This window comes from Microbacterium candidum, assembly GCF_030315975.1.
GTDB classification, from domain to species: Bacteria; Actinomycetota; Actinomycetes; order Actinomycetales; family Microbacteriaceae; genus Microbacterium; species Microbacterium candidum.
The window spans coordinates 170,114-186,983 of record NZ_JASXSZ010000001.1 but is presented as its reverse complement, the minus strand read 5'-3'; the positions used below and the strand labels follow the sequence as shown (position 1 = coordinate 186,983).

At 71.4% G+C, this 16,870-nt stretch carries 20 protein-coding genes; all 20 read left to right on the top strand.

Annotation, left to right across the window (positions count from 1 at the left end):
• The first annotated feature begins 8 nt into the window (after positions 1–8).
• The 20 genes from QSV35_RS00890 (at position 9) to flgK (ending at position 16,856) form a co-directional block, all read left to right on the top strand.
• Positions 9–635: a FliH/SctL family protein gene (locus tag QSV35_RS00890; RefSeq protein WP_286285742.1), complete on the top strand. Its 627-nt coding sequence runs from the start codon at positions 9–11 to the stop codon at positions 633–635.
• A complete protein-coding gene (locus QSV35_RS00885) occupies positions 632–1,954 on the top strand; it encodes a FliI/YscN family ATPase (RefSeq protein WP_286285741.1) in 1,323 nt (440 codons plus the stop codon). The genes QSV35_RS00890 and QSV35_RS00885 overlap by 4 nt, the downstream gene beginning before the upstream one ends.
• Entirely contained in the window at positions 1,951–2,376 is a 426-nt protein-coding gene (locus QSV35_RS00880) for a hypothetical protein (protein WP_286285738.1), read from the top strand. Before QSV35_RS00885 ends, QSV35_RS00880 begins: the two co-directional genes overlap by 4 nt.
• Positions 2,373–3,734 (top strand): hypothetical protein, encoded by a 1,362-nt coding sequence (locus tag QSV35_RS00875; protein ID WP_286285736.1) that lies wholly within the window; start codon positions 2,373–2,375, stop codon positions 3,732–3,734. The genes QSV35_RS00880 and QSV35_RS00875 overlap by 4 nt, the downstream gene beginning before the upstream one ends.
• A 12-nt stretch (positions 3,735–3,746) precedes the next feature.
• Positions 3,747–4,169, top strand: coding sequence for a flagellar hook assembly protein FlgD (locus tag QSV35_RS00870; protein WP_286285735.1), 423 nt, complete (start codon positions 3,747–3,749; stop codon positions 4,167–4,169).
• 26 nt (positions 4,170–4,195) lie between these two features.
• Positions 4,196–5,359: a flagellar hook protein FlgE gene (locus QSV35_RS00865; RefSeq protein WP_286285733.1), complete on the top strand. Its 1,164-nt coding sequence runs from the start codon at positions 4,196–4,198 to the stop codon at positions 5,357–5,359.
• Positions 5,360–5,458: 99 nt separating this feature from the next.
• Complete coding sequence (locus tag QSV35_RS00860) at positions 5,459–5,674, top strand: flagellar FlbD family protein (RefSeq protein WP_286285731.1); 216 nt, start codon at positions 5,459–5,461, stop codon at positions 5,672–5,674.
• 1 nt (position 5,675) lies between these two features.
• Positions 5,676–6,539, top strand: a complete 864-nt coding sequence (locus tag QSV35_RS00855; protein WP_286285729.1) for a motility protein A — start codon at positions 5,676–5,678, stop codon at positions 6,537–6,539.
• A complete protein-coding gene (locus QSV35_RS00850; RefSeq protein ID WP_286285726.1) occupies positions 6,536–7,375 on the top strand; it encodes an OmpA/MotB family protein in 840 nt (279 codons plus the stop codon). Before QSV35_RS00855 ends, QSV35_RS00850 begins: the two co-directional genes overlap by 4 nt.
• A gap of 11 nt (positions 7,376–7,386) precedes the next feature.
• Complete coding sequence (locus tag QSV35_RS00845) at positions 7,387–8,304, top strand: flagellar motor switch protein FliM (protein ID WP_286285724.1); 918 nt, start codon at positions 7,387–7,389, stop codon at positions 8,302–8,304.
• On the top strand, positions 8,301–8,960 hold the full coding sequence (locus tag QSV35_RS00840) for a FliM/FliN family flagellar motor switch protein (RefSeq protein ID WP_286285722.1): 660 nt from the start codon (positions 8,301–8,303) through the stop codon (positions 8,958–8,960). The genes QSV35_RS00845 and QSV35_RS00840 overlap by 4 nt, the downstream gene beginning before the upstream one ends.
• Position 8,961: 1 nt before the next feature.
• Positions 8,962–9,384 (top strand): flagellar biosynthetic protein FliO, encoded by a 423-nt coding sequence (locus QSV35_RS00835; RefSeq protein WP_286285720.1) that lies wholly within the window; start codon positions 8,962–8,964, stop codon positions 9,382–9,384.
• 106 nt (positions 9,385–9,490) lie between these two features.
• Positions 9,491–10,327, top strand: a complete 837-nt coding sequence (fliP, locus tag QSV35_RS00830) for a flagellar type III secretion system pore protein FliP (protein WP_286285718.1) — start codon at positions 9,491–9,493, stop codon at positions 10,325–10,327.
• The gene (gene fliQ, locus QSV35_RS00825) at positions 10,324–10,599 is read left to right on the top strand and encodes a flagellar biosynthesis protein FliQ (RefSeq protein WP_286285717.1); all 276 of its coding nucleotides are present in this window, start codon (positions 10,324–10,326) and stop codon (positions 10,597–10,599) included. Before fliP ends, fliQ begins: the two co-directional genes overlap by 4 nt.
• The gene (locus QSV35_RS00820; protein ID WP_286287803.1) at positions 10,599–11,360 is read left to right on the top strand and encodes a flagellar biosynthetic protein FliR; all 762 of its coding nucleotides are present in this window, start codon (positions 10,599–10,601) and stop codon (positions 11,358–11,360) included. The genes fliQ and QSV35_RS00820 overlap by 1 nt, the downstream gene beginning before the upstream one ends.
• Positions 11,357–12,454: an EscU/YscU/HrcU family type III secretion system export apparatus switch protein gene (locus QSV35_RS00815; protein ID WP_286285715.1), complete on the top strand. Its 1,098-nt coding sequence runs from the start codon at positions 11,357–11,359 to the stop codon at positions 12,452–12,454. The genes QSV35_RS00820 and QSV35_RS00815 overlap by 4 nt, the downstream gene beginning before the upstream one ends.
• Before the next feature lie 40 nt (positions 12,455–12,494).
• On the top strand, positions 12,495–14,573 hold the full coding sequence (locus QSV35_RS00810) for a flagellar biosynthesis protein FlhA (RefSeq protein WP_286285712.1): 2,079 nt from the start codon (positions 12,495–12,497) through the stop codon (positions 14,571–14,573).
• 60 nt (positions 14,574–14,633) lie between these two features.
• A complete protein-coding gene (gene csrA, locus QSV35_RS00805; RefSeq protein ID WP_286285711.1) occupies positions 14,634–14,876 on the top strand; it encodes a carbon storage regulator CsrA in 243 nt (80 codons plus the stop codon).
• A gap of 37 nt (positions 14,877–14,913) precedes the next feature.
• Positions 14,914–15,441: a flagellar export chaperone FlgN gene (gene flgN / locus QSV35_RS00800; RefSeq protein WP_353618948.1), complete on the top strand. Its 528-nt coding sequence runs from the start codon at positions 14,914–14,916 to the stop codon at positions 15,439–15,441.
• Positions 15,442–15,449: 8 nt separating this feature from the next.
• Complete coding sequence (gene flgK / locus QSV35_RS00795) at positions 15,450–16,856, top strand: flagellar hook-associated protein FlgK (RefSeq protein WP_286285706.1); 1,407 nt, start codon at positions 15,450–15,452, stop codon at positions 16,854–16,856.
• Positions 16,857–16,870 lie beyond the last annotated feature (14 nt).

The following is a 16,870-nucleotide window of genomic DNA, read 5'->3' as shown; positions in this document are numbered from 1 at the left end:
CCTCCGGGATGACCGCCGTGTTCGACTCCGCCTTCACGCCGCTCGTGGCGCCGCGTATCGGCGACGCGCCCGTCGACATCCGCGACGAGACCGCGCGGGCCCGTGCGCGCGGCTACGCGGACGGGTTCGCCGAGGGCCGCAGGGCGGCGCTCGAAGAGGCCCAGCGCGAGCTGGCGGTGGAACGCGAGCGGGAGCGGATCAGGGATGCCGAGGCCCGCCGCGCGCTCTCCTCCGCCCTCGTCGCGCTGCACGGCGCCCGGACGGAGTTCGACGCGCGCGCCGACCGGCTGTCCGGCGTCGCGGCCGCTCGGATCGAAGAGCTGGCCGTGGAGCTTTCGACCACGATCCTGGATGCGGAGCTGTCGGATGCCGCGCGCTCCGCGGCCCATGCGCTGCGTCGCGCGCTCGCCCAGACACCGGTCGCCGCGTGGCGGCGCGTCTCCTTCAACGAGCGCGACGTGGAGACGCTGCGGGCGAACGGCATGCTGCCGCGCGTCGAGGTGAGCTCGTCCGCCGACGTCGATCCCGGCGGCGCGATCGTCGAGATCGAAGACGGCGCAGTGGATGCGCGGATCGCCGCGGCCCTCGACCGCGCGGCCGGGGCGCTGCGCGGCGACGACGGGGACACGGCGTGACGACCTCGACATGGCAGCGGGTGCTCGGGGCTGCGCGGCCCGAGCGCTCGGGCGTCGTCGCGGCCGTCGTCGGGCTCGGCGTCGAGGTGCGCGGTGTGGACGCCGCCGTCGGCGACCGGGTGCGGATCGACACGGAGGGCGGCAGGCCGGTGGATGCCGAGATCGTCGCGGTCGAGGGCAGAACCGCGCGCTGCATGCCCCTCGGCCCGGTCGAGGGCATCACGGCTCGCGCGCGAGTCCGGCATGCCGGGGCGCCCATGCTCGTGCCGACCGGCGACGCCGTCCTCGGCCGCGTGCTCGACGGCCTCGGGCGGCCGATCGACGGCCGGGGCCCGATCGGGCCGGACGCAGCCTACGTCCCGCTCGGCAACGACGCGCCCAGCATCCTCGCCCGCCGGCGCATCGACCGTCAGCTGGGACTCGGGGTCCGCGTGCTCGACACCATGACGCCCGTCGGCATCGGGCAGCGTCTCGGCCTGTTCGCCGGCTCCGGCGTCGGCAAGTCGTCGCTCATGTCGATGATCGCCCACGGCTCGACCGCCGATGTCAACGTCATCGCGCTCGTCGGCGAGCGCGGTCGCGAGGTCCGCGAATTCCTCGAGGACGACCTCGGCCCCGAGGGTCTCGCACGCTCGGTCGTCGTCGTCGCGACCTCCGACCAGCCTGCGATGGCGCGCCTGCGGTCGGCGTTCGTGGCGACCCGCATCGCCGAGCACTTCCGCGAGTCCGGTCTCGACGTCGTCCTGATGATGGACTCGATCACGCGCGTCGCCATGGCCCAGCGCGAGATCGGCCTGTCCGCCGGCGAGCCGCCCGCGACGCGCGGCTACCCGCCGTCGACGTTCTCCGTGCTCGCGCGGCTCCTCGAACGAGCCGGGACCGGACCGGTGGGCTCGATCACGGGGCTCTACACGGTGCTCGTCGACGGAGACGATCACAACGAGCCGATCGCCGATGCCGCCCGCGGCATCCTCGACGGACATGTCGTGCTCGACCGGGCGCTGGCGGTCCGCGGTCACTACCCCGCCGTCGACGTGCTCGCCTCCGTCTCGCGGGTCGTCTCGGCGATCACGACCGCCGAGGAGCGGCAGGATGCCGTGACCCTCCGCAGCGTCCTCGCCGCCCGCCGGTCGGCGCAGGACCTCATCGACATCGGCGCCTACCGGGCGGGCGCGAATCCGCTCGTCGACGCGGCGCTCGCGAACGAGAAGGCGATCGACGGCTTCCTCACCCAGCGCATGGACGACCTCACCGCCACCGCCGATTCGTGGCGGCGGCTGCATGCACTGACCACCGAATTCGGAGGAGCGACATCATGACGACCTTTCCTCTGGCGGGCCTGCTGCGCGTGCGCGGGGCCCAGGAGCGCGTCGCGGCGGAGCAGCTCGCGCGCGCGACGGCCGACGTCGCGCAGGCGCAGTCCGGCGCGCAGAACGCCGCGGCGAGCCTCGCCGGAATCAGCAGCGACATCGGGGACGGCCCCGCGCTGCTGGCGATGGCGGCGGCTCGCGCCGCCGGACGCAGCGCCCTCAGCGACCTGCAGACCCTGACCGAGCTGCGCCGCTCCGAGGCCGACGCCGCGAAGGCTTCGCACGTCGAGGCCCGCCGCGAGCTGCGCGGCCTCGAGCGGCTCGAATCCGCCCACATCGCGGTCACGACGAAGGCCGAGCTGGATGCCGAGCAGAGCGCGCTCGACGAGGTCGCCGTCGTGCGCGCGCTGCAGACGGGGAGCGCCGCGTGACGCTCGTCGACCTCTTCTCTGCGCCAGCTCCTGCCTCGCCGGCCATAACGGCAGGGGGCGCGTCGGACGAGTCCGGCGCGCTGTTCGGGGCGCTCCTCGCGCTCGCCGGCAAGTCGATGGATGCCGTCCGGCCGGGGGATGCCACGTCCCTCGTCGGAAGCGGGCCTGCGGCAGCCGGACATCCCGCTGCCGGACACGCGTCGGAGCCGGACGCCTCGGAGACGGAGGCGGCTTCCCCCGCAGCCGTTCTGTTGGCGCAGGCGTGGCCACTCGCGGATGCGGTCGGGATCGTGACCGCGCAGGCGGCGGGCGGCCCGATGCCCGCCGCCGGCGACCCGGGAGCGGGTGCGCAGCGCGCGGCTGTGTCCGTCTCGGCGGCCGGCGCGGTTCCGACGTCGACGGGGGTCGGGGCGGTGCCGGCGGATGCGGCCGCCAGTGCCGTTGGTGCCGCTGCCGCCGGCGGGCGTGCACCGACGGCGCTGGGAGCCGGGGCGACTGCCGGCGCGGGCGCCTCCGCACAGCCGTCCGATGCGCCTCGGTCCGACGGGCGGCCGCACGTCGGGTGGTCCGTCGCGGCAGTGCCGGCAGTGCCGGCGGCGCCGGCGGGTGCCGTGCCGGAGCCTGTCGCCGCGCCCATCCCTGCCGCATCGCCGCGCGCAGCGGCCGCCACGGCGGGCGGGGAGCCGGCATCCGCTTCGTCGATCTCGGCCGCGAGCCCGCAGGCTGCGACCGTGCAGGCCGCAGTCCGGCCCTCTTCGCCCTCGCACGAGTCCGCTCCTCCACCAGAGCAGGTCGGCGCTGCCACCCCCGGGGCATCCGCCCCCGTCGCGCCGGTGCCCGCGGCGCCTGCGCCTGCGGCCGCTCCGGCCGACCCGGCTGCCACCCTCGCGGCGGCCACCCGCCGCGATGTCGCGGCACAGATCTCGCCCGTCCTCGTCAGCGTCGCGCAGCGGCCGGCCGGCAGCCACCGCATCACGATGACGGTGCACCCCGACGCCTTCGGCCCGGTGACCGTCCGAGCCCACATCAGCCGGACCGGCGACGTGCAGGTGGAGCTGCTCGGAGCGACGGATGCGGGGCGCGACGCCCTGCGCGCCATCGTCGCCGATCTGCGCCGTGACCTCGCCGCCGCCATGCCCCATGCGACTCTGAGCCTCGGGTCCGGGTCGAGCACCGGCGCGGGAGCGGGAAGCGACGCCGGCCCGCAGACCGGAAGGCAGCAGGACGAGCGGTCGGATGCCGGCGCGCGGCGCGACGATGCGCATCATCGCCGGGCCGCCACCACGACGGCCGTCGTGCGCGGCATCCCCTCCGCATCCTCCGTCGCCGGAGGCGTCGGACTCGACATCTTCGCCTGAAAGGACCAGAACATGACCGTCGATGCCGTGAGCGGTGTCAGTTCGATGTACACCGCCGGGGCGGCCGAGCCCGCAGCGCGCAAGCAGAAGCTCGATGGCGAGACGTTCCTGCGGCTGCTCGTGACACAGCTGACCAACCAGGATCCGTCCAGCCCGATGGACACCAACGCGATGATCTCGCAGACGACGCAGCTCGCGATGATGGAGCAGCTCACGTCGCTGACGAGCAACAGCACCGAGGCCTTCGCGCTCAGCATGCGCCAAGCGGCGACGGCGCTCATCGGCCATCAGGCCAGCTACACGGACGCCTCCGGCCGGACGGTCGCCGGCGTCATCTCGAAGGTCTCGTTCGACGGGACCGTCCCCACCGTGGCGATCGGCGACAAGACGGTGTCCCTCGACGCCGTCACCGGCGTCACCTCCGCGAACTCCTGACCGTCCACCACAGGAAAGAGACACCCATGCTCCGCTCGCTCTACTCCGGCATCTCCGGTCTGCGCTCGCACCAGACGATGCTCGACGTCACCGGAAACAACATCGCCAACGTCAATACGGCAGGATTCAAAGGCTCCTCGGTCCTGTTCGAAGACTCCCTCTCGCAGCTCATCGGCAACCCGGGCATCCCGAGCGGCCAGGTCGGCGGGCGCAACCCCGCGCAGGTGGGTCTCGGCGTGCAGGTCGCCGGTGTCCGCACGAACTTCGCACAGGGCTCGACGCAGTCGACAGGGCGCGCGGGCGACCTGATGATCTCGGGCGACGGCTTCTTCGCGGTGCGTTCGGGCGGCGAGACGCTGTACACGCGCTCAGGCGGGTTCTCGTTCGATCTGACCGGCAAGCTCGTCAACGCCGACGGCGCGATCGTGCAGGGCTGGGTCGCGCAGGACGGTGTCGTGAACACCGGCCAGGCACCCGGCAACGTCGTGCTGCCGAAGGGCGTCGTGTCGCCGGCCAAGGCCACGACGTCCGCGACCGTCACAGGCAACCTGCCGTCGACGGCCGCCGTCGGCGACGAGCTGATCCGGGACATCACGGTGTACGACGGGCAGGGCGGCCCGTCCACGCTGAGCCTCACGTTCACGCGGACAGCGACCGGGTGGGATGTCACGGAGCCCTCGAGCGGCGCGACGGGTGCGCTGTCCTTCGTCGACGGCAAGCAGGTCGGCGGTCTCGTGCTGCCGGCCGGCGCCGTCACGGTCGATCTCAGCGCGGTCACCGGCTATGCGGGCATGTCGACGGTGGCCGTGACCGGCCAGGACGGCGCTGCGGCCGGTTCGCTGCAGTCGTACGCCATCACGAGCGACGGCTCGATCGTCGGCACGTTCAGCAACGGCAGGACCCAGACCCTCGCGAAGATCGCCATGGCGACGTTCGCCAATGCCGAGGGACTCGAGAAGGCGGGCGGCACGTCGTACCGGACGAGTGTCAACTCGGGTGCGGCGCAGATGGGCGAGGCCGGTCAGGCAGGCTACGGCGGGCTCGTGTCCGGCGCGCTCGAGATGAGCAACGTCGACCTCTCCCAGGAGTTCACGAACCTCATCATCGCGCAGCGCGGATTCCAGGCGAACGCGCGCATCATCACGACGAGCGACGAGATCCTGCAGGAGCTGACGCAGCTCAAGCGCTGACCCGCGCCCGCCGCACGCGGCCCGCCCCGGTTACCCGGGGCGGGCCGCGTCGCGATAGTCGGGCCTGAATCCGCCCCGTCCGATCCCGGAGACCGCTCGATGATCACCGTCACCCGCCTCGACCAGACACGGTTCGCGGTCAACCCGGATCTGATCGAGCGCGCGTACGCCTCCCCGGACACCACGCTGCACATGGTCGACGGCGGGGTGTTCGTCGTGAAGGAGAGTCTCGACGAGCTCACCGGGCTGATCGTCGCGTACCGCGCGCGGGTGCTGGCCGCCGCATCCGGCCTCACCGCGCAGCCGGAGGGATGACATGGATCCCGCATTCATCATCGGCGTGATCATCGCCTTCGGCGCGCTGATGGGGACGATCTCGCTGGAGGGCGCGAGCCTCAACGCGCTGCTGCTGCCCGCACCCATGCTGCTCGTGATCGGGTCGACGATCGGCGTGGGCATCGCCAGCCACACGATGCGGGACTCGGTCCTGGCAGTGAAATCCCTCGGCCGCATGGTGCGCGGGCCGAAGTCGTCGCCCGCGGCGGTCATCCCGATCCTCGTCGACTACGCCGAGAGGGCGCGCGCGGACGGCCTCCTCTCGCTGGAGCAGCAGGTCGAGACCGCCTCAGACGACTTCACCCGCCAGGCCCTGCAGGCGCTGGCCGACGGGACGGACGCCGAAGACCTCCGCACGGTGATGGAGGACGAGATGGCGGCCGTCACCACCCGCAACAACGTCGCTGCGAAGTACTTCTCCTCCCTCGGCGGCTACGCGCCGACGATCGGCATCGTCGGCACCGTCGTCTCGCTCACCCACGTGCTCGAGCAGCTCGACCAGCCCGACCATCTCGGGCCGATGATCGCGTCCGCGTTCGTCGCGACCCTGTGGGGCCTCCTCTCGGCGAACTTCATCTGGAACCCCATCGCCGGGCGTCTGAACCGCATCGCCGCCGTCGAGCTCGAGCGCATGACGATCGTCACCGAGGGGATGCTGGCCATCCAGGCGGGCGGAGCTCCGCACCACGTGCAGGAGCGTCTCGAGGCCCTCGTCAGCGTCTCGTCGAAGTCAGGTTCGAAGTCGGGCTCGAAGTCGGCTTCGAGCGCGACGTCCGATGCGACGTCGGCGAAGACCGGCAAGGCGAAGGCCGGCGCGGCGAAGGCCGCGGAGGATGCCTCGTGAGCCCGACGCGCAGGACGAGCCGCCGCGCGCGCGGCTCCACCGCCCACGTCGAGCCGGATGAGCGGTGGGCGGTGTCGTATGCCGACATGGTCACCGTGCTCATGTGCCTGTTCATCGTGCTGTTCGCCGTCTCGAACGTCAACAAAGGCAAGTTCGAGATGCTCGCCAACAGCCTCGCCACCGGCTTCGGGCACGAGCGCACCAAGGCCGGCGCCGACACGACGCCGGGCCTCGTCATCCCGCCCGAGCTGGTCGACAAGAAGGGCGTCGAAGCCCTAACCGCGCGGGCCACCGTCGAATACGAGTCGCTCGAGGCCCTGCGCGACAGGATGTACGCCGCGCTCGCGGCCGAGGGGCTGCAGGACACCGTCGAGTTCAGCATCGACGACCGGGGGCTGAAGGTCGGACTCGTCGGCGCCGAGACGTTCTTCACCGACAACAGCACCGCGCTGTCGGCGAAGGCCGACGCGGTCCTGAATGCGATCGGCGGCGTCCTCGGCGGCGTCTCCAACCAGCTCAGCATCGAGGGCCACGCCGATCACCGCAGCGCCGCCTTCCCGTTCCCGACGAACTGGGAGCTCTCCGCCGGCCGCGCGACGCAGGTCGCCCGGTTCCTCATCGAGCAGAAGGCCATCCCCGGCGCGCGCGTGCGCGCCACGAGCTTCTCCGACACGAGACCCGTCGCCCAGGGCGACAGCCCCGAGGCGCTCGCGAGCAACCGCCGCGTCGACATCGTGGTGGAGTCCAACGAGCAGGACCAGGTCCGCGCCCTCATCCCGTCCGTCGCCGCGGCGCAGGGCCGCGCCGCCCTGCGCGGCCCCGGGAACGGCGGCTGAGCAGCGTGCCCATGATCTTCGAGGAGACCGCCATGGTCGGAGCCCGCATCCTGGACGATCCGGCGCTCCGGTACCCGGTCTACGACTTCCGTCGTCCCGCGCAGCTCGGTCGCGAACACCTCCGCCGGCTCGAGGCCGCCTTCGAATCGTTCGCACGGCAGTGGTCCTCGCAGCTGACGGCGAAGATCCGGGTGCACGCGCACGTCGTGCTCGAGGCGGTGGATGTCGTCACCTACGAGGAGTATGCGCTCACGCTCCCCGGCACGACGGCGATGGTGACGGCATCCTTCGCGGATCGCGACGAGCCGTGCATCGTCCAGTTCGACCTCGGCACCGCGCTCCTGTGGGTCGTGCAGATGATGGGCGGCAAGAGCACGTCGCCCCCCGAGGCGCGCACCTTCACACCGATCGAGCTCGCGCTCGTCGGACACGTCATGGACGGCACGTTCGAGCATCTCTCCGCGAGTCTCGGCTCGCTGCTCCCCGGCGAGCCGGCGTTCAGCGGTGTGCACTACAACCCGCAGTTCCTGCAGGTCGTCTCCTCCGGCGCGGCCGTCATCGTCGCGCGCTACACGATGCGACTCGGCGACGCCGAGACGACGGCGACCGTCATGCTGCCGGCCTCCGCCGTCGTCGACCGGCTGGCCGAGACGGGGGATGTCGGCCCTTCTGCGCACACCGCGAGCGTGACGCTCGAGCAGGTGCGCAGCGCACCGCTCGATGTCACGCTGCGCCTCGCGCCGATCACGATCGGCGCAGGTGAGGTGCTGGACCTCGCACCCGGCGACCTGCTGCGGTTCCCCCATCCCGAGACCAAGCCGTTCGAGCTCGTGGCCGGCGGCGTCCCCATCGCCCGCGCCACCGCGGGCAGCCGGGGTTCGAGGCTCGCCTGCACGATCATCACCATCGACGAGGAGACCCACCGATGAGCACCTTCCACGAGACCGCGATCGCCGCCACGATCGCAGCCAGGCTCCCGCTCGGATTCCCCGTCATCCCGGCGCCGTCGACGGACCCGGGCGCGGCAGGCGAGGCGGTGGCCGTCGCGTTCACCGGGACGCCCGGGGCGACGATCGCCATCCAGGTGGCCGACCCGGACGCGCTCGAGGACGGCTCCGCCGACGCACCGCTCGAAGACCGGCTTCATCCGGTCTTCGAGGCGGCCGTCGCCGTGCTCGGCGTGGGGACGCTCGGCGACGGCGTACGCGTGAGCGCCGTCGAGAGCTTCACGGCACCCGGCACGCAGGTGTTCGATCTCGTGAGCGAGGACGGCACGGTCGTCGCGCGCGCCGCGGTCCGCATCGACGACGAACGCGTCGCCGGAGCCTCCGCCGCACCGGGCAGATTCAGCCGCATCGCGGGCGTCGAGATGGAGGTCGTCGTCGAGATCGGGAGGACCAGGATGCCGGTGCGCGACGTGCTCTCGCTCGAGCCCGGCCGCGTGGTCGAACTCGACCGGGCTGCAGGCTCGCCCGCGGACATCAAGCTCAACGGGCGGCTCATCGGACACGGCACGGTCGTCGTCGCCGACGGCGATTTCGCCGTACGCGTCGAGCGCATCCTCGAGCACGCCGAGAGCTTCTGACATGGGCGATCTGCTCCTCGCGCTGCGCACGATCGTCGCGCTCGCCGCGGTGCTCGGCCTGCTTCTGTGGCTGAACCGCCGCCTGCAGAAGGGCAAAGCGGCCGGCGGCAATCCGTTCGCGGCCCTGCTGCCGAAGAAGCTCAAGGGGATGGGCGCCATCCTTCCCGCGCGACAGGATGCCGGTCCCCGTCCCCGGGCGGAGAAGATCACCGTCGTCGCACGCTCCGGCCTCGGCGGCAAGGCGCAGCTGGTCGTGGCCGAGTTCGACGGCATCCGGTACGTCCTCGGGGTGACCGAGCACGGCGTCAATGTGGTCGACACGCAGGAGACGATCCCGGCGGACGTCGCGGAGGAGATCGCGCAGCCGGAGGTCGACGCGGGGCCGATCGCGAAGACCCGGCGCGCGCTGAAGTCCGTCGCCTGAGCCGCGGTTACCGCGGATCCGTCCCGTCGCGATAGTCGGCGGAGAGCACGGATCGCTCGACAACCTGGCTACGGATCGGCCTCGACACCCACGTCCGGAGTGCCGCGTGCCCGCATCCGTCACCGTCGTGGCGCCGGCGCCGCGTCCCCGTCGACGTGCGTGGCGGGTGGCCGCCGTCGCGATCGGCCTCGCGCTCGTGCTGGTCGTGCTCGGTGCCGTCGGCGCGCACGCGGCCGTGGCGACGCCGGCCCCGCCCGCGACGCCCGACCCGGGCACGGGCGGGATCACGATCAACGGCGTCAACGGCACGCCGTCCGACAGCGTCATGGTGCTGCTCGGCATCACGGTGCTGAGCATCGCGCCGGCTCTGCTCCTCATGATGTCGAGCTTCACGAAGGTCTTCGTCGTGCTCGCGCTGACGCGCAACGCGCTGTCTCTGCCGTCCATCCCGCCGAACCAGGTGCTCGCCGGGCTCAGCCTGTTCCTGACGCTGTTCATCATGTGGCCGGTGCTGACGGACATCAACACCATCGCCGTCGTGCCGTACACCGCGGGCCGGATCGATTTCGCGCAGGCGTTCGACCTCGCCCAGGTGCCGCTGCGGGCCTGGATGCTGGGCAATACGCGCGAGGAGGACATCGCCCTGATGTACCGTGCGGCCCAGCTCCCGAACCCGGCCGACCCCGCGAGCATCCCGCTCTACACGCTCGTGCCGGCGTTCATGCTCAGCGAGCTGCGGGCGGCGTTCCTCATCGGGTTCATCGTGTTCGTCCCGTTCCTCGTCATCGACCTCGTCGTCTCGAGCGCGCTCATGTCGATGGGCATGATGATGCTGCCGCCGGTGATGATCTCGCTGCCGTTCAAGATCCTCCTGTTCCTGCTGGTCGACGGGTGGGGCCTGGTGATCACGTCGCTCGTGCAGTCGTATGGAGGCAGCGGATGAGCCCCGAAGCGGTCATGGACATCGGGCAGGAGGCCCTGCTCCTCGCGGCGAAGCTGTGCGCGCCGGTGCTGATCACGGCCCTCGTCGTCGGTTTCACGGTGTCGCTCCTGCAGTCGATCACGCAGGTGCAGGAGATGACGATCTCGTTCGTCCCGAAGCTCATCGCCGTCGGGATCGCGCTCCTCGTGTGCGGCAACTGGATGATCGCGGAGATCGTGGCGTTCACGCACGACCTGTTCGCCCGCATCCCGACCCTGCTGAGCGGTGGATGATGAACATCCCCCTCGACTTCGCGTGGATCGAGGCGACGTCGCTCGCGTGCGTGCGGATCACCGCGTTCCTCGCCGTCGCCCCGCCGTTCAGCAACGGGTCGATCCCCATGCGCATCCGCGCGATGCTGGGGGTGGGGCTCGCTCTGGCCGTCTCGCCGGTCGTGACCGCCGGCTACGTGCGGCTCGGCACGGGGGTGTTCCTGCTGGCCCTCGTCGGCCAGGCGATCACGGGCGCTCTGCTCGGGTTCCTCGTGATGCTGCTGTTCAGCGCCGTCCAGGGCGCCGGAAGCCTCATCGATGTGTTCGGCGGCTTCCAGCTCGCCCAGGCCTACGACCCCGGCATAGGGATCAACGCGGCGCCGTTCACGCGCCTGTTCCAGATGACCGCGATCGTGCTCCTGTTCACGTCCGGCGGATACCAGCTGGTGCTTGGCGGTCTGTTCCGCTCGTTCGACGCCGTGCCGGTCACGGGAATGATCGACCTCGACCGTCCGACGGCCGCGCTCGTCGGGGCCGCGGGACAGATGCTGGTCAGCGCCGTGCAGATCGCGGGCCCGCTGCTCATCGTGCTGTTCCTCGCCGACGTCGGCCTCGGACTGATCACGCGCGTCGCGCCGGCCCTGAACGCGTTCGCGCTGGGCTTCCCGATCAAGATCGGCCTCACCCTCCTGCTGGTCGGATTCGTGTACGCCGTCCTCCCTGGCGTGGTCGACGTCCTCGCCGGGGACGCGGCAAAGCTCCTGCTGGGGGTGACCCGATGAGCGACGCCGGGGAGCGGACCGAGAAGGCCACCGAGCGCCGCCTCGCGGAAGCCCGCAAGAAGGGCCGTATCGGTCGCAGCCAGGACTTCACGGCGTGGGTGTGCATCGCCGCGGCCGCCGTCATGATGCCGAGCATGATCGCGTCCGCGGCGCAGGTGCTGACCGGGCAGCTCCTCACGGTCGTGCGGGTGGCGAAGCATCCCACCGACCTGGCAGCGCTCGACGCGATGGCCTCGGCGCTGGCATCGCTCGGCGTCGTGCTCATGCCGCTGCTCGTGGTCGTCCTCGTCGCGACCACGGCGACGGCGATCGCGCAGGGCGGGATCCACCTGCGCGGCATCCCGATGCGCACGGAGCAGTTCGACGTCTTCGCGGGTCTGAAGAGGGCGTTCAGCGGGCATTCGCTATGGGAGGGCGTCAGGGCGCTCCTGAAGACCGTGGCGATCGGCGTCGCGCTGTGGATCGTCGTCTCCGGGCTCGTCCCGGTGCTGATGGCGAGCGGCGACCACACCGTCGCCTGGCTTGTCGAGCAGGCGACGAACGGCGTCGTCGCACTCCTCGAGGTCGCCGTCGCCGTCGGTCTGCTCCTCGCCGCGATCGATGTGGCCGTGGTCGTCCGGCGCAACCGCAAGCACACCCGCATGACGAAGAAGGAAGCGAAGGACGAGCACAAGAAGAGCGAGGGCGACCCTCTGGTGCGCTCGCAGCGGCGCTCGCGACAGCTCGCGCTCAGCCGCAACCGCATGATCGGCGCCGTCAGCGACAGCGACGTCGTGCTCGTGAACCCCACGCATGTCGCGGTGGCACTGCGCTACGAGCCCGGCCAGTCGGCCCCGCGGGTGGTCGCGAAAGGCGCGGGGGTCGTCGCGCAGAAGATCCGTGAGAAGGCGGAGGAGGCCGGCATCCCGATGGTCCGCGACATCCCGCTGGCCCGTGCGCTGCACGCCGCCTGCGATATCGGCCGGGAGATCCCGACCGAGCTCTACACCGCCGTCGCCCAGGTGCTGGCCTTCATCGACCAGCTGAAGCGTCGCGGATCGGCGCGCGGAACGCACACGATGCCGACAGCCGCCACCCGCGGTCGGGGGCTGTGATGCCCGGGCTGCACGAACACGAACAGGAAAGAGGCGCCTGATGGGTCAGCTGCTGTCCAAGGGAGTCGTGCCGGTCGGCGTGGTCGGGATCATCCTGCTCCTCATCGTCCCCATCCCCACCGGCCTTCTGGACGTGCTCATCGTCCTGAACATCTGCATCTCCCTGCTCATCCTGCTGACGGCGATGTTCGTCAAGAAGCCCCTCGACTTCTCGGTGTTCCCGAGCATCCTGCTCGTCGCGACGCTCTTCCGGCTGGGGCTGAACGTCGCGTCCACCCGGCTGATCCTCAGCCAGGCGCACGCCGGCCAGGTGATCCAGGCGTTCGGGCAGATCACGGTGAGCGGATCGCTCGTCATCGGCGCGGTGATCTTCCTCATCCTCACCGTCATCCAGTTCGTCGTCGTCACGAAGGGCGCGGAGCGCGTCGCGGAAGTCGGCGCACGCTTCACCCTCGATGCCATGCCGGGCAAGCAGATGGCGATCGACGCGGATCTCAACGCGGGACTCATCACGGATGCGGAGGCGCGGGCGCGTCGTGCGGAGGTCGCGGCCGAGGCCGACTTCTACGGCGCGATGGACGGCGCGTCGAAGTTCGTCAAGGGGGATGCGATCGCCGGCATCGTGATCGTCGTCATCAACTTCTTCGGCGGGATCGTCATCGGCATGTCCACGCACGGCATGGACATGAACGAGGCCCTGAAGACGTACAGCCTGCTGACGATCGGCGACGGCCTCGTCACGCAGATCCCCGCACTCCTGATGGCGGTCTCGACCGGCATCATCGTCACCCGCGAGAATGCCGAGGCGGAGTTGGGCCACGCCGCCGGCCGCCAGCTGATGCAGTCCCGCAACGCCCTGCTCATCACCGGGGTCGCCGCGATCGCGATGGGCCTCATTCCCGGGATGCCGATCCTCGCGTTCTTCGCGATCGGCGCGGTGCTGCTGTTCGCCGCATCCCGCGTCAAGGCCCACCAGGCGCGCCTCGCCGCCGCGGACGCCCACGCCCAGGAGCTCGAAGCGGCCGAAGCGGCCGCCGACGGTCCGGACGACCTCATGGACCGGATGCGGGTCCACGCGCTGGAGATCTCGCTCTCACCCGACATCGTCGATCTCGCCGCCGGTGGATCGGGGGACCTGCTCACGCGCGTGAAATCCCTCCGCCGCAAGATCGCCCTCGAGATCGGCATCATGATGCCGCCGGTGCGCACGCGCGACAACATCGAGCTCCCCAAGGAGACCTACGCGATCCTCATCGCGGGCGTCGAGGCCGGCCGCGGCATCGTCCCGCGCGGGCATGTGCTCGCGATCGGCACCGGGCTCGAGGAGCTGCCCGGGACGGCCGTCGCCGACCCGGTGTTCGGCCTCGAAGGCAAGTGGGTGCCCACCGAGATGTCGCACGCGGCGGACATGGCGGGTGCGACCGTCATCGACCGCGCGAGCGTCATCGTCACGCATCTCTCCGACATCGTGCAGGCCCAGGCGTACCGCCTCCTCTCGCTCGAGGACGTCCGCCTGCTCACCGAGCACCTCAAGCAGACGAACGCCGCCGCGGTCGAGGAGCTCACCCCTGCGGTGCTGTCCTTCGCCGGCATCCAGCGCGTCCTCGCGGGCCTCCTCGTCGAGCGCGTGCCGATCAACGACCTCGGGCGCATCTACGAGGCGCTGGCGCTGCGCGCCAAGGTCTCGACCGACACGGCAGGTCTCATCGAGGCCGCCCGCGGTGCCCTCGGACCGGCCATCGCCGCCCGCTTCGCCCGGGGCGGGCGCCTGCGGGTCGTGATGTTCGACCCGATGCTCGAACAGCAGATGCTCGAGGGGATGCGGGTCTCCGACGGGGGGGCGCAGATCGTGCTGAGCCCGCAGACGACGATGCAGGTGCTGGAGGGGGTGCGCCGTACCGTCGACGAGCTCGACAGGAGCGGTCCCGAGCCGGTGCTGGTCTGCGCGCCGTCGCTGCGCCAGGCCGTGCGGAACCTCGTCGCGGCCCAGGTCGTCGGCCTTCCCGTTCTCTCGTACGACGAGGCCGCCGCAGGCGGCTTCGCCACCGACGTGGTCGGCGTCGTCAGGCTGGGTCCCACCGCCCTCACATCCGTCGAATCCACTCATATACCAAGCTAATGCCGGTATGCTGAGGGTGAAGGACCCGCGCGAGCGCGCAGCCATGGAAGGCGAACACACATGCTGGTATTGACGCGGCGCCCGAACGAGAGCATCCGGATCGGCGACGACATCACCGTCACGATCCTCGGGGTGACGCCCGGAGGGGTGCGCGTGGGCATCGACGCCCCGCGTGACAAGCGCATCAACCGCACCGAGATCGTGGTCGCGGTGGGCGACGAGAACCAGGTGGCGGCACAGGCCTCGTCCAGCGACTCCGCCGAGGCCGCGCTCCTGAGCGCCCTGGGCCGCACCGCGTCCTGACGGTTACGCTCGCGCGCTCGCGTCGCGATAGTCGGGGATGCGACGGGATCCGTCGCGGAAACGGCTACCTGGGGGTATGGGATTGTCCGCTCATGAACTGAGCATGCAGCTGATGCGCGAGCGTGATCTGCTCGAACTGATGCTGTTCAAGCTCGAGGAGCAGCAGATGCTCCTGGCCACCGGACGCAACCGGTGGATCAAGCACGCGGCCGACGAGCTCGGCCGAGTCGCCGCCGCGATGCCGGCGGCGGCGATGAAGCGCGACGGCCTGGCGGCCGCGGTGGCCGTCGAATGGGGTGTGCCGGATGGGACGACGCTGCGGGACCTCATCGACGTGGCGCCGACGGATGCCTGGCGCGAGGTCCTGCAGGGCCACCTGACGGTGATGACCGGCCTCGCCGACGAGATCCTCGAGATGAAGAAGATCAACGAGCAGCGACTGCGCACCGCCCTCCGCGTCACCCAGGAGACCATCGCGGGGCTCGGCGTCCCCACAGGCGAGTACGACCTCGCGGGCGGCGTCGTCCGCGGCGGCCGCTCGCAGCTCCTCGACACCCGGGCCTGAGGGAAGACATGTCGACATTCGCAGGACTTCAGACGGCCGCATCCGGGCTGGCCGCGGCGCGGGCCGGCATGACCGTCACCGGACAGAACATCTCCAACGAGAACGCGCCCGGCTACACCCGTCAGCGCATCGAGCAGTCACCGGTGCCCGCGCCGGGCCTGACGAGCCTCTGGGCGGTCAGCCCCCACGTCGGCGGCGGGGTGACTGTGACGAGCATCTCGCGCCTCGGCGACGACGTGCTCGACGCGCGGGTGCGCGACGCGCTGTCGGCCTCCGGCTTCTGGGCCGCGCGTGCGACCGCCGCCGGTCAGGCCGAAGCCGTCATGGCCGAGCCCACCGCGAACGGACTCGCGGCCGGCCTCAACCGGTTCTGGGCGGGCTGGTCGGACCTCGCGAACACCCCGGACCCCGCCGCGGCCCAGGTGGTCCTCACCGACGCGCAGGTCGTCGCCGGGCAGATCGCGGGCGGCTATCAGGCGGTCGCCGGTCAGTGGTCCGATCTGCGCGGCCAGGTGGATCGTCAGGTCTCCGACGCCAACGCGGCCGCCGATCACGTCGCGACCCTCAACGGCCAGATCCGCTCGGCTCTGCTGGCCGGCCGCAACGCGAACGAGCTCATCGACCAGCGCAACGCCCTCGCGCAGCAGCTCTCCGCCGGCGTCGGGGCGACGGGCATCGTCGAGGCCGACGGCACGATGACGCTCCGTCTCGACGGGAACGCGCTCGTCTCGGGCGACGCGAGCCGTCACCTCGTGGCGAGCGGCCCGCGCGACATCGCCGATGACGGCCGGGTGGGCGTGGCGTGGGGCGACCGTCCCGACGCGTCCATCGCGGTCTCCGGGGGCACGCTCGGCGGAATGCTCAGCGCCCTCGCCCCCGCTGCCGACGGCGGCATCCTCTCCCGCGTCGCCGGCGCCTACAACGACGTGGCGACCGCGCTCGCGGCCGCCGTGAACGACATCCACCGGACCGGCACCACCGCGTCGGGGGCCGCGGGCGGCGACTTCTTCTCCATCGACGCCGCCGGTCCGGCGGCACTCGGACTGCATGTCGTCCCGACCGGCCTCGACCAGCTGGCGCTCGCCGCTCCCGGGGCCGGCCCCCTCGACACCACCATCGCCGATCGGATCGGCGGTCTCGCCCTGTCGGCGAGCGGACCGGGCAGGATGTGGACGGGCTTCGTCACCGGCTTCGCCGTCTCCGTCGCCGGCGACCAGCAGCGCTCCGACGTCGCCGGCAGCGGCGCGGTCGCCGCGGTGACGGCGCAGCAGTCGAACGCATCGGTCGACGGCGACCAGGAGACCATCGACCTCCTCACCTTCCAGACCGCCTATCAGGCCGCGGCGCGCGTGTTGACCGCCGTCGACGAGGCTCTCGACGTCCTGATCAATCGCACCGGCCTCGTAGGCCGTTGATCCCCCGGAGCCAC